The organism is Pseudomonas sp. I2, assembly GCF_040984075.1.
GTDB classification, from domain to species: Bacteria; Pseudomonadota; Gammaproteobacteria; order Pseudomonadales; family Pseudomonadaceae; genus Aquipseudomonas; species Aquipseudomonas guariconensis_B.
In genome coordinates, this window is record NZ_JBCGFQ010000057.1 from 1 (window position 1) to 12443 (window position 12443).

The following is a 12443-nucleotide window of genomic DNA, read 5'->3' on the forward strand; positions in this document are numbered from 1 at the left end:
GCCCTCACCGAACTGCTCCAGCAGCTCTTTGGGGATTTTGGGCAGGTCACGCAAGGGTTTCTTTTTGGTTGGCATACATGCACCTCTTACTCATGTTATGCCCGAACACAAAATTTCTGACACCCTCACTCGCGCTCGTTCCCTCCATTGCGGCCATCCAATTCATCTCATTCCGGTGTTTCAACAGGAGTCGCCAGCACCTTGTCGATGCGTTTGCCGTCCATGTCGACCACCTCTAATATCCAGCCGTCCCACTCTACCCGGTCGCCAGTGACCGGCACCCGGCCAAGCAGCAGCATGACCATGCCGGACAGGGTGTGGTAGCGGCCCCTGTTTTCCTCGGGCATTGTCTTGAATGCCAGGCGATCCTTCATCTCCAGGATCGGGATGGCGCCATCGAGCAGCCAGGAGCCATCGTGCCGCTGGACGGCCCAAGCATCGTTTTCATCGCCAGGGGTGAACTCGCCGGTTACGGCTTCCAGTACATCCTGCAGCGTGACGATGCCTTGCAACTCACCATATTCGTCGATCACGAACGCCATGTGCATGCCATTGGCACGAAATTGCTCCAGCAGCTCCATGCCGGTGAGGGTTTCAGGCACGAACACGCAGGGAGGGAGTTGGTCGGTGAAGTTGGGCTGCTCGCCCTTGGCCAGGCAAGCAAAGGCCTGCTTGGCATGAATCAGGCCGAGCAGGTTGTCCAGGCCACCGTCGCAGACCGGAAAACGAGAGTGCTCGGACTCGATCATCACCTGGACGTTCTCTTCCGGGGGCCTGCGAATGTCGACATAAACCAGGTCTGAACGCGGGATCATCAACGAGCCGAGTCGGCGGTCGTCCAGGCGGAACACATTGCGTACCATTCGGTGCTGATGGTGTTCGATCACTCCAGCCTCGGAGCCTTCTTCGAGCATTGCCTGGATTTCTTCCTCGGTGACGCTCGGATTGTCGAGCGGACGCACGCCCATGATGCGCAGAATGGCCTGGGTCGACCAGGACAGCACGGCCACGAAAGGACGCGTCAGGAAAGCGAGGGTCACCATCGGCCGCGCGACCAAGCGGGCAATGCCCTCTGGATTGATTTGCCCGATGCGCTTGGGCACCAGTTCACCGATCACGATGGAGACGTAGGTGATCACGATCACCACACCTGCCGTGGCTCCGAGGCTTGCTGTCGCGCTCGGCACACCCAGGGTTTGCAGCCATTCGGCCAAAGGGGCGGCCAATACAGCCTCACCGACGATACCGTTGAGGATGCCAATGGAGGTGATGCCAATCTGCACGGTCGAGAGAAACCGGGTCGGGTCCTCGCCAAGCTTGAGGGCCACCGCGGCTGATGAGTCCCCTTCGGCCACCAGCTTCATCAACCGTGCTTTCCTCGCTGCCACCAGGGCGATCTCCGACATGGCAAACAGGCCATTGAGGACGATCAGCAAAGCCAGTATGAAAAATTCCATTGCTGTTCTCCTACGTACACCACCGAGGCAAGTTCCATGCACTCGTTTTCTGTCGGTACGGGCAGCCAAAGCGCACGTGCGGTAGGCGCAGCACGCCACCGAGGCGGGATCGAAACAGGAAAGCTGGCGTGATGGGGCGGCTGGTCAGAGGCCGTGCGGAGCGCTCTGCTGGGGGGGATAGTTCGCAGTATGGGCCTTTCTCGTCAGGGAAGGCGCAACTGGGTGGCTCCGATGAAGTTGCCATGCAGGAAATAGGGAGGCCAAGGGAACTTAATGTTAACCACTGCTATTTCGGGTGTGGAGGACATTGTTTTACAAGCTGTGTGATTCGGTCGCTACCTCGCATGCTCAATCTGGGGCCTCACTCGCGATGAGGCCCACACAGATACCGCGAAAATCAGCAGCCCTCGAACGGAATGCTCTGCACCACCTCCAACTCATACCCTGCCAACCCCGCATACTTGAGCGGCGGGCCAAGGTGGCGCAGCTTGCCCACGCCCAGGTCCTGGAGGATCTGGGCGCCGGTGCCGACTTCCGAATACACCTTCGATTGGCCCCTCTGGTACGGACGCACCGGCTGGGTCAGTTGCGGCACGCGCTCGAGCAGGGCCTGGGAGGATTCGTGGTTGGCGAGGATCACGACCACGCCGGCACCTTCCTCGGCAACCTTCTCCAGCGCCGCCCACAGTGTCCAGTTGGCCGGGCCGGCATACTCGGCGCCGACCAGGTCGCGCAGCGGATCGATCACATGCACCCGCACCAGGGTCGGCAGGTCGCGGCGGATGTCGCCCATCACCATGGCCATGTGCACGCCGCCTTCGATACGGTCCTCGTAGGTCACCAGGCGGAAGGTGCCGTGCACGGTCGGCAGCTCGCGCTCGCCGATGCGCTTGATGGTCTGCTCGGTGCTCAGGCGGTAGTGGATCAGGTCGGCGATGGTACCGATCTTGATGCCGTGGCGCTCGGCGAACAGTTCCAGGTCCGGACGGCGGGCCATGGTGCCGTCGTCGTTGAGCACCTCGACGATCACCGAGGCCGGGCTGAAACCGGCCAGGCGCGCCAGGTCGCAGCCGGCCTCGGTGTGGCCGGCGCGGGTCAGCACGCCGCCTTCGCGGGCGCGCAAGGGGAAGATGTGGCCGGGCTGGACCAGGTCTTCGGGGCGGGCGTGGGGGGCCATGGCGGCGGCCACGGTGCGCGCCCGGTCGGCGGCGGAGATCCCGGTGGTGACGCCCGTGGCAGCCTCGATGGAGACGGTGAAGGCAGTGCTGAAGGCGCTGCCGTTGCTCGGCACCATCTGCTCCAGGCCCAGGCGTTGGCAGTGCTCGTCGGTCAGGGTCAGGCAGATCAGCCCACGCGCCTCGCGGGCCATGAAGTTGATGGCCTGGGCGTCACAGCGCTCGGCGGCGATCAGCAGGTCGCCCTCGTTCTCACGGTCCTCGTCGTCCACCAGCAGGACCATCTTGCCTTGCCGATAATCCTCGAGGAGTTCTTCGATGCTGTTGAAAGCCATGCTGCACACTCGCTGTGGTAGGGTGGTGTTTATGGTATACCATCATACACAAATATCCCTGTAGAGGAGAGCGACGGATGAAGGCCTACTGGATCGCCCATGTGGACGTCACCGACCCAGAGCAGTACCAGCAATACACCCAGCGCGCCCCGGCGGCCTTCGCCGCGTTCGGTGGCCGCTTCCTGGCCCGTGGCGGACGCAGCGAGGCGATGGAAGGGCGGCCTACTCCCCAGCGTAGCGTGGTGATCGAGTTCGAGTCGTACGAGCAGGCGCTGGCGTGCTATCGCTCGCCGGCGTACCAGGAGGCGTGCCAGTTTCGACAGGGAGCGGCCAGGGCCGAGGTGATCATTGTCGAGGGCGCTGCGCCCTGAACGCAGGCTCAGGCTGCAGGATGCAATCGAACAGGAACCTGGGTGGGGCTCAGGGCGCCTTGAGGTCCAGTGCCAGGTCCCTGGCCGCTTTGGTGGCCAGCACGCTCATGAGTTTGTTCATTTCATCCTGACGCCCGATACCACCCTCTGCGCTACCCATCATTACGCCTGGCACCGGGGCCCGAGCTGCGGCATCGGCCCAGGCACGGTTGATCTGCACCAGTGCGTCGAGCTTGGTTTGCAGGGCGCCGTCGGCCTTGAGCGATCCCTCACGGGCGTAGGCCTCGGCGTCGGCCGTGATCTTGGTCGCTTCGGCATTGACCCTGGCCTTGTCCCGCAGCAGTTCGGCGGTTTGCTTGTCGATCTCGGCACGCCGGTGCTCCCGCTCGGCATTGATCAGCGTGAGCTGCTTCTCCGTTTCGGCTTCGGTGGTGCGTTCGATCTGCTGACGCAGGCTTTCCTGGCGCTTGGCTTCGACGTCCTTGGCGCCGCGGGCGGAGACCAGCTCCTTCTCTTCTTCCTCCTTGAGGCGGTTCTGCCGGGCCACCGCCAGCTCCGCCAGTGCCTGCTGCACCCGTACCATCCGTTGCTGGTACTGCGGGTTGGGGTCGATATGCGTTACCCGCGCATCGACGACCTCGACACCGAACAGGCGAAACTGCTGTTGCTTGCGCAGCTCCTGACCATCCTTGTCGAGCTTCTTCTCGATGATGAAGCGGGTCGAGGAGTTGTCACCGAAACTGCCTTGGTCGGTGCCGGCCTGGAGAATGGCGGTCTGTGCCGGGAAGTTGTCACGTTTGACGCGCACTTCCTTGCGGCTGGTCAGGTACAGGCCATTGCGCAGCTGGTTCTCGAATTCGGCACCGAAGTGGCTGCGGTTGCCTGCGTAGTAGTCGTCGGCGCTCATCAGCGAGGCCGTGGCCTGGAGGGTTTCCTTGACCGCTGGCAGCAATGCCCGCTGGAGGAAATTGTCCGGCGTCCGGTATTCCTGGGCGATCTTCAGGAACGCTTCCCCCGAGGGCAGGCGAAACTGGGTGCTGAATTCGGCCTTTGCGTCGACATTCCCCAGGAAGACGATGGGCAGGTTCTGCAGGACCACCGCAGGTTGCCCACGAGGGGTGTCCTCCTGCTGGTCCACCTGCAAGGCCGACTGGACGCCGATGGTACGGCGCCAGACGGTGCTGCGGCCAAACCATTTGGTCGCATAGCCGACGTCCTCGACCACTTTCTCTTCGCCGAAAATGGTGCGCACGTGGGTCATCTGACCTGCCTCGTTGTAGAAGAACACCTTGTCGAAAAGTATTGCGAGGGCGCCAAGGGCGAGTGCCGGGAGAGCGATGCTGGTGACGAGTTTGCGGTGCTTGCGCAGGAAGGCGGCGGATTCAACCAATGGATTCGTATGCATGGGAACTCCTTATCCGGGGGAGCGGGCATGCTGGCGATGGACACGGCTCATTTCCATCAGGTGAATCGGTTGTCTCTGTGGGAGGCGTCCCAAGGCTCTGTCAGTCGATACGTTCAGCGGCCATTGGGGCTGCAAAGCAGCCCCAATACGCCTAACTGATTGAATTGCGTAGCGGCGGCGTCAAGCCCCCGCGGCGAGCTTGGCACTCATCTGCCGACGACGATAGGCACTGTCGCGGGTCGCCAGCCACCAGTACAGCGGCGAAGTCACTGCCAGCCCCACCAGCCACGACAGGTCGGCACCGTTGATGTGCGCGGACACCGGGCCTACGTACAGCGGCGTGTTCATGAACGGGATCTGCACCGCGATACCCACGGCATAGGCGATCAGGGCCTGCGGGTTGTAGCGCCCGTAGATACCGCCATCGACCTTGAAGATCGACTGGATGTCGTAGTCGCCCTTGTGGATCGCATAGAAGTCGATCAGGTTGATCGCCGTCCACGGTACCAGCACCACCAGCAGCACCAGGACCATGTCGACGAAGTGGCCGATGAAGTCCGCCGAGGCGAACACCGCCACCACGCAGCAGGCCGCCAGGACGATCAGCGACAGCACCGCACGGCTCTTGGCGGTGGGGATCCAGCGGTAGGCGAAGGTCTGCACCAGGGTGATGATCGACAGCACCGCGCCATACAGGTTGAGGGCGTTGTGGCTGATCACGCTGAGCAGGAACAGCACCAGCATCAGCGGGCCGATGGCACCGGTGGCGAGTTTGACCGCGTCCATGGTGTCCATGCCCGCGGGGATCGCCAGCACCGCCACCGCACCGAACACGAACGACAGGCTCGAGCCCAGGGCCGAACCCAGGTAGGTGGTCCAGAAGGTCGACGACACCTTCACGTCGGCCGGCAGGTAGCGCGAATAGTCCGACACGTACGGGGCGAAGGCGATCTGCCAGAGGGCCGCCAGGGACACCGTGGCCAGCCAGCCGGAGATGTTGAAGCCACCGCGGGTGAGGAAGTCGTCGCTCTGGATGTGGCTGAAGATGTAGCCGAAGCCGACCACGATGCCGATGCCCAGCACCCAAGTGCCGATGCGGTTGAGCACGTGGATGAAGCGGTAGCCGATGATGCCGATGATCCCCGAGCCCAGGGCACCGATGACGATGCCCACCGGCACCGGCACGGCCTCGACCACCCCATGCAGGGACTTGCCGGCCAGGACGATGTTGGAGGCGAAGAAGCCGATGTACATCACCCCGGCGATCACCACCACCAGCAGCGCGCCGAGGGAGCCGAACTGGGCGCGGCTCTGGATCATCTGCGGGATGCCCATCTGCGGGCCCTGGGCCGAGTGCAGCGCCATCAGCACGCCGCCGACCAGGTGGCCGACCAGGATGGCGACGATGCCCCAGACGAGGTTCAGGTTGAACAACTGCACGCCCAGCGCGCCGGTGACGATGGGCAGAGGCGCGATGTTGCCGCCGAACCAGAGGGTGAACAGATCCCTTACCTTTCCATGGCGGTCCTGCGGGGGCACGTAGCCGATCGTGTGTTTTTCTATGAGGGGTGCCGATGTGGCTGCACTGGTCATGACGGACTCCAAGGCAAGGAGGGGCGCGCGGGCGTGCCCGGGTGCGTGCCGGCAAGGGGCGACGCGTTCTTGTTGGCGCGATCATGCGGGGTGCGGGAGGATCGATAAATTAGTAAATATGTACCCATAAGCGTTAAAAAAACTAAGGCCGGCAAACGGTTGGAAACGGGCGGGTGCAAGGCCCTGTCGGACGGTGTATCCTTCATTTGATGTAGATATCCCGTCAAATGAGGTTATCCATGGCCGAGACGACAGAAAAACCACGTGTCCGCCGCTCCGCGCCCGCCAGGCGAGGCGCTGACGGGCGTTATGTCGCGATCGAGGGCGGGCGCAAGGCAACCGTCGAAGCCCGCGAGGCCAGCGGTGTGTTCTGGGGCTACTCCAAGGCCCATGACCAGCTCACCGAGGCAGAGCGCCTGGTGCAGATCCGCGACGGCTTGCCCGCCAGGCTCTACCAGGAGGTCAAGCGCCTGTTCAGCTTGCCGGAGAAGCAACTGGCCGAGCTGTTCAATGCGTCGATTTCCACGCTCGAGCGCCGCGTGCGCGATAACCAGCCACTCGATGCGGTGGCCTCTGAGCGCCTGGACCGGATCGCCGAGATCACCCACCAGGCGGTGGCGGTGTTCGAGAGCGAGGCCGATGCCATCGCCTGGATGTCCCGGCCCAACGATGCCCTGGGCGGCACTGCGCCGGTCATGCTGTGCGAGACCGGGATCGGCGCCAAGCAGGTGCGCCGGGTGCTCAATGCCCTGGAGTGGGGCGGCGTCGCCTGATGCTGGCCTGGCGCGTGGCCAAGGCGTCGCGGGCGGACGACCTCAGCGGTCGGGGCGCGGCCATCGTGGGAGGGCGCTGGAACCAAGTCGACGTCCCCGCGCTGTACATGGGCCTGACCCCGGCCATCTGCAGCCTGGAGACCTTCGTCCATGCGTCCGGGCGCCCGCAGTTTCCACTCAAGATCACCTGCTTCGAGTTGCCCGACGATCCCGCCCTCTATCTCGAGCCCGGGCCTGCCGAGCTGCCCGCGGGCTGGGATGCGCTGCCGGCCGATAGCCCGAGCATGGCCTATGGCACCCGCTGGCTCCAGGCGCGCAGTCACCTGGGCCTGATCGTGCCCTCGGTGGTGCTGCAACTGGAGCGCAACCTGGTGGTCAACCCGCTGCACCCGGCGATCGGCGAGGTCCGGGTGCGGGAGGTGTTCGACTTCGTCTATGACGAGCGGATGTTCAAGGTGCGCAGCAGATGAGCCGCGTAATGCCTACGGGAGCAGCTTTACCGGGGCGCCGTATCGTTCAGGAGGCGCCGAGCACCTTGCCGAGCAGTTGGCACACCTGCTCGGCGGAGTAGGGCTTGGCGAGGAAGTCGAAGCCCTGGTGGCCGCCTTCGGCGATGGCGTCGCTGTAGCCGGAGGTGAGGATCACCGGCAAATGCGGGTGGCGCTGTCGCAGCTCCCGGGCCAGTGCCAGGCCGCCCATGCCCGGCATCACCACATCGGAAAACACCGCATCGAAGCTGCCCTGCGTACCGTTCAACTGCTCCAGGGCGTCCTCGGCCGAGGTCGCCCAACTGATCTGGTAGCCATGGTCCTTGAGGATCTGCGCGGTGAAACTGCCGACATCCGGGTTGTCCTCCACCACCAGGATGCGCCGCCGGCCGTCGTTGCCATGGAGCGTGACGCAGGTTTCGGGGGTGGTGTGTTCGTCCTGGAGTTGCGTCACCTGCGGCAGGTAGAGGGTGAAGGTGGTGCCCTGGCCCGGCACGCTGGCGACCTGTATGTCGCCGCCGGATTGTTTGACGAAGCCGAAGACTTGCGACAGCCCAAGGCCTGTGCCCTGGCCTGCGGCCTTGGTGGTGAAGAATGGATCGAAGATGCGCTCGAGCAGCTCCGGAGCGATGCCGACACCGCTGTCGATCACCGAGATGGCCGCGAACGGCCCGGGTTGTGCAGGTTGCCCATGCAGGCTGGGCATGGCTTGGTCCGGCGACAGGCGCAGGCGCAAAGTGCCTTCGCCGGCCATGGCGTCGCGGCCGTTGATCATCAGGTTGATGATCGCGGTTTCCAGTTGGGCGAGGTCGGCGCGGATATGGCAGGGCGCGTCGGGCAGTTCGAGGATCACCTTGATCCGCGCGCCGGTGGCGGTGGCGAGCATCTCGCTCATGGCTTCCAGCCGGGGGCCGGCCTCGAACACCTGGGGGCTGAGGGTCTGGCGGCGGGCGAAGGCCAGCAGTTGGCCGGTCAGCTTGGCGCCACGATCGACCGTTTCGGCCATGGTCCTGAGGTAGCGCTGGCGGCGTGTTTCGTCGAGGTCTGGGCGCTGCAGGAAGTGCAGGGACGAGCGGATGATGGTCAGCAGGTTGTTGAAGTCGTGGGCCACGCCACCGGTCAGCTGGCCGATGGCTTCGAGTTTCTGGGCCTGGCGCAGCACCGCCTCGGTGTGCAGCAACTGCAGGGTGCGCTCCTGTACCCGTTGCTCCAGGGTGGCGTTGAGCGCTTCCAGTGCCGCTGCCGCCTCGCGCATCTTGGCATGGGCCTGGGCCCGCTGGATATGGGCCCAGCAGCGTTCGGTAACCTGCCCGATCAAGGATCGCTCGTAGTGGGTCCAGGTGCGCGCGAGCTTGTCGTGAATGGACATCAAGGCGGTCAGGCGGCCGTCCTTGATCAAGGGCATGCAGATGCTGGCGGTGATATCCAGGGCCTTGAACGCCGCCGCATCCGCGGCGGGCAACTGCCGAAAGGTGTCGTCGATCACCAGGGCCTGGCCGGCGCGCAGGCGGTTGACCACCTGTTCGCCGAAGTCGGAGATGCGATACCGGCCGACCAGGCGCGGCTGGCCTGGCGCCACCCAGTCGCCGCAGACGGTGACACCGTCCTCGTCGGGGTCCACCACAGCATAGGCGCAGCTGGACAGCTGCAGGTGCTCGCCGAGCATGCATGTGGTGACGGCCATGATCCGCTCAGGGTCGGTGACGTGGGCCACAGCCCGGCCCAGGCTGTCGAGAAAGTGCAGGCGCTGGTTGCTCACCACGCTGGTGGTGGTTTCGGTCACCGTGTCGAGCATGCCCACGACCTTGCCGTCCAGGTCGCGGATAGGGCTGTAGCAGAAGGTGAAATAGGCTTGCTCGGGGCCGCCGCGGCGATCGATGACCAGGGGAAAGTCCTGGATGTACACGGCTTGGCCGGCCAGGGCCAGTTGCGCCATGTGGCTGATCTCGCTCCAGGCTTCCTGCCACACGTCGCTGAACGGGCGACCGAGGGCGGACGGTTTTTCACCGAGGATCTCGGAGAAGGCGTCGTTGTGCAGGGTGATCAGTTCCTGGCCCCAGAGCACGGCCTGGGGGAAGCGCGAGGTCAGGCACAGGGCCACCGAGGTCTGCAGCACATGTGGCCAGGTGTCCAGCGCCCCCAGGGGCGTGGCTGCCCAGTCGTGGTGGCGGATGCGTTCGGCCATGAGCCCACCGCCTTCTAGCCATTTCGCCATGTGCGCTGCCGCTCCTTTGCATGGGGATCAATAGGGTGCACCCGCAAGCGGCGGTTGGCGAGAGATTTTATGCAGGCTGTGGCGCAGTGCCAGTCAGTTGAGCGGCGCTTTGTCATTTTTGGGGCTGCCTTGCAGACCATCGCTGGCAAGCCCCACAAGGTGTGAGTCGACCCCAAAATGATACGGTTTGCAGGGACCATGGGGAGCCGGCTTGCCGGCGATGGGGCCACCACGACTGGCGAGTCAGCGAATGAAGTGCACCTTGCCGGTATCGTCGTTGCCCATGTAGATGCCATATACCCCGGCCTGGCGCTCGAGGATGTAGCGCTCGAGGATCTGCCGGATGGCGGGGTAGTAGATCTCGTCCCAGGGGATCTCGTCGGGCCCGAAGAAGCGGTAGGCCAGGGTCTCGGGGCCGGGCTGGCCGGTCTCCTGCGTGGCGATGGCGCGGAAGATGATGTACACCTCGCTGATCCTCGGCACGCTGAAGATGGAGTAGGGCGAGACGATCTCGGCCTGCACGCCGCTTTCCTCCCAGACCTCGCGCAGGGCTGCCTGCTCGGTGGTCTCGCCGGCCTCCATGAAGCCTGCGGGGAGGGTCCAGGTGCCGGGGCGCGGGGGGATGGCTCGCTGGCACAACAGGTACTTGCCGTCGCGCTCGATGATGCAGCCGGCGATGATCTTCGGGTTGATGTAGTGGACGTAGCCACACCCCGTGCAATGCAGGCGTTCGTGGGTGTCGCCGTTGGGAACGCCCCGGGCCAGTTCCGTGGTGCAGTGCGGGCAATAGCGCGGGGCGTTGGGCATGGTCAGCGGCCTATGCGAGGGTCTTTGAGGACCAGCGGCTCGACGATCGCACGCACCGTGCTGTTGTCGTCCTGCTTCTGGCGCAGGTAGTCCAGGGCCACCTTGGCGGCGGCGCGCACATGGTCGACCGAGGCCTGGTGGGCGGCCTGTGGGTCGCCGCTCTTGATCGCCTCGACGATCTTCTCCATCTCGCGGTTGCTGGCGCCACGGCGGTTCTCCTGGGACACCGAGGTGGCGCGCAGGTAGCTGATGCGCGCTTGCAACTGGCGCAGCTGGGTGGCGGCGACCTTGTTGCCCGAGCCTTCCAGGAGCACGTCGTAGAAGCCTTGCACCGAGTCGAGCACCTGCTGCAACTCGCCTTCCTCGAGGGCCTCGCGGTTCACTTCCAGGGCGCGCTCCAGGGCGCGGATGTCCTTGGCCTTGGCGTTGAGGGTGAACAGCTGGACGATCAGGCCTTCGAGCACGCAGCGCAGCTCGTAGATGTCGCGGGCGTCTTCCAGGGTGATGATCGCCACCCGTGGGCCCTTGGCGTCGGCGAACTCCACCAGGCCTTCGGACTCCAGGTGGCGCAGGGCCTCGCGCACCGAGGTGCGGCTCACGCCGAGGCGGTCGCAGAGGTCGCGTTCGACCAGGCGATCGCCGGGCAGCAGGTGGAAGTTCATGATCGCCCCGCGCAGTTTGTCGAGCACGATTTCGCGCAGGGTAACGGGGTTGCGGTTGACCTTGAAGCTGTCGTCGAGGGGCTGGCGTTTCATCGAGTGCGCTCTGAATGAGGCTGCCCGGCCGCAACCGCTGGAGCACCACGAACCTGGGGCGCTCCATGCAGGGGTTCGAACAGCCCGCTGTTAACGGGTTGGCTCCGCATCGGCTTCTGCGAACGCTTCGCGGGCCAGGCGGAAGCTGTCCACCGCCGCGGGCACGCCGCAATAAATGCCGACCTGGAGCAGGATCTCGCGAATCTGTTCACGGCTCAGGCCATTACGCAAGGCGCCGCGGATGTGCAGCTTGAGCTCGTGGGGCCGGTTGAGCGCGGAAATCATGGCCAAGTTTATCATGCTGCGCTCTTTGAGCGACAAGCCGTCGCGGCCCCAGACATGGCCCCAGCAGTATTCGGTGACCAGTTCCTGCAAGGGCTGGGTGAAGTCGTCGGCGTTCTGGATCGAGCGGTTGACGTAGTCCTCGCCCAGCACCTGGGTGCGGATCGCCAGGCCTTTTTCGTACTTCTCGTTGCTCATGTGCCGTGTTCCTGCATGGTTGAAAAAAGGGGGGCCGCAACCGAAGGTGAGGGGGACAGTGCGGCCCCCCCGGAAACAATGGGGCTGCTGTGCAGCCCCGGCTCAGCCCAGCGAGGGCAGGGCGCCGAGCTTGCCCTTGTGGTAGACCATCGGTGTCACCGGCTCCTGCGGCAGGATCAGGTTCTTCACCTGGCCGACGATGATCGCGTGGTCGCCGCCGTCGTACTCGCGCCACAGCTCGCACTCGATGATCGCCGTGGCCTTGGCCAGCAGTGGGTTGCCCAGCTCGCTCAAGTGCCAGTCGATGCCCTTGGCCTTGTCCTTGCCTTTACCGGCGAAGGCGTAGGCCTCAGCGGTCTGGTCGGCGGACAGCAAATGGATGGCGAACTGCTTGCTGTCGCGCAGGATCGGGTAGGTGTCGGAGGCGTAGTTGGGGCAGAACAGCACCAGTGCCGGGTCGATCGACAGCGCGCTGAAGGCGCTGGCGGTGATACCGACGATGGCGCCGTCGGCGTCCAGGGTGGTGACCACCGTGACGCCGGACGGGAAGGAGCCCATCACGTCTTTGTAGATGCCGGGTTCGATCATC

The 12443-nt window shown here is 64.6% G+C and carries 12 protein-coding genes; 3 read left to right on the forward strand and 9 right to left on the reverse strand.

The window, feature by feature from the left end; all coding sequences use genetic code 11:
- Nucleotides 1-167: 167 nt before the first annotated feature.
- Together WCE05_RS22420 and ribBA are read right to left on the reverse strand one after the other, a co-directional pair.
- The gene (locus WCE05_RS22420; protein ID WP_368816587.1) at nt 168-1457 is read right to left on the reverse strand and encodes a hemolysin family protein; all 1290 of its coding nucleotides are present in this window, start codon (nt 1455-1457) and stop codon (nt 168-170) included.
- Between the two features lie 397 nt (nt 1458-1854).
- Nucleotides 1855-2967 (reverse strand): bifunctional 3,4-dihydroxy-2-butanone-4-phosphate synthase/GTP cyclohydrolase II, encoded by a 1113-nt coding sequence (ribBA, locus tag WCE05_RS22425; RefSeq protein WP_225790828.1) that lies wholly within the window; start codon nt 2965-2967, stop codon nt 1855-1857.
- Nucleotides 2968-3044: 77 nt separating this feature from the next.
- Between ribBA and WCE05_RS22430 the strand changes: the two genes are divergently transcribed.
- The gene (locus WCE05_RS22430) at nt 3045-3338 is read left to right on the forward strand and encodes a DUF1330 domain-containing protein (RefSeq protein ID WP_368816588.1); all 294 of its coding nucleotides are present in this window, start codon (nt 3045-3047) and stop codon (nt 3336-3338) included.
- 49 nt (nt 3339-3387) lie between these two features.
- Here WCE05_RS22430 and WCE05_RS22435 read toward each other — a convergent pair whose 3' ends face one another.
- Nucleotides 3388-4743: an SPFH domain-containing protein gene (locus tag WCE05_RS22435; protein ID WP_368816589.1), complete on the reverse strand. Its 1356-nt coding sequence runs from the start codon at nt 4741-4743 to the stop codon at nt 3388-3390.
- Between the two features lie 180 nt (nt 4744-4923).
- Nucleotides 4924-6336, reverse strand: a complete 1413-nt coding sequence (locus WCE05_RS22440; protein ID WP_368816590.1) for a cytosine permease — start codon at nt 6334-6336, stop codon at nt 4924-4926.
- Nucleotides 6337-6575: 239 nt separating this feature from the next.
- On the opposite strand from WCE05_RS22440, the gene WCE05_RS22445 reads away from it, so the two are divergent.
- Entirely contained in the window at nt 6576-7109 is a 534-nt protein-coding gene (locus tag WCE05_RS22445) for an antitoxin Xre/MbcA/ParS toxin-binding domain-containing protein (protein WP_225790824.1), read from the forward strand.
- Complete coding sequence (locus WCE05_RS22450) at nt 7109-7579, forward strand: RES family NAD+ phosphorylase (protein WP_368816591.1); 471 nt, start codon at nt 7109-7111, stop codon at nt 7577-7579. The genes WCE05_RS22445 and WCE05_RS22450 overlap by 1 nt, the downstream gene beginning before the upstream one ends.
- 46 nt (nt 7580-7625) lie before the next feature.
- Here WCE05_RS22450 and WCE05_RS22455 read toward each other — a convergent pair whose 3' ends face one another.
- The 5 genes from WCE05_RS22455 to WCE05_RS22475 form a co-directional block, all read right to left on the reverse strand.
- A complete protein-coding gene (locus tag WCE05_RS22455) occupies nt 7626-9812 on the reverse strand; it encodes a response regulator (RefSeq protein ID WP_368816592.1) in 2187 nt (728 codons plus the stop codon).
- A 243-nt stretch (nt 9813-10055) separates the two neighbouring features.
- Nucleotides 10056-10619: an NUDIX hydrolase gene (locus WCE05_RS22460; RefSeq protein ID WP_368816593.1), complete on the reverse strand. Its 564-nt coding sequence runs from the start codon at nt 10617-10619 to the stop codon at nt 10056-10058.
- Nucleotides 10620-10621: 2 nt separating this feature from the next.
- Nucleotides 10622-11374, reverse strand: coding sequence for a GntR family transcriptional regulator (locus tag WCE05_RS22465; protein ID WP_225790820.1), 753 nt, complete (start codon nt 11372-11374; stop codon nt 10622-10624).
- Nucleotides 11375-11464: 90 nt separating this feature from the next.
- Nucleotides 11465-11854 (reverse strand): carboxymuconolactone decarboxylase family protein, encoded by a 390-nt coding sequence (locus tag WCE05_RS22470; protein ID WP_225790819.1) that lies wholly within the window; start codon nt 11852-11854, stop codon nt 11465-11467.
- A 102-nt stretch (nt 11855-11956) separates the two neighbouring features.
- Nucleotides 11957-12442 carry a flavin reductase family protein gene (locus WCE05_RS22475; RefSeq protein ID WP_225790818.1) on the reverse strand — a complete coding sequence of 162 codons (486 nt, stop codon included), beginning with the start codon at nt 12440-12442 and terminating at the stop codon, nt 11957-11959.
- Nucleotide 12443: the final 1 nt, after the last annotated feature.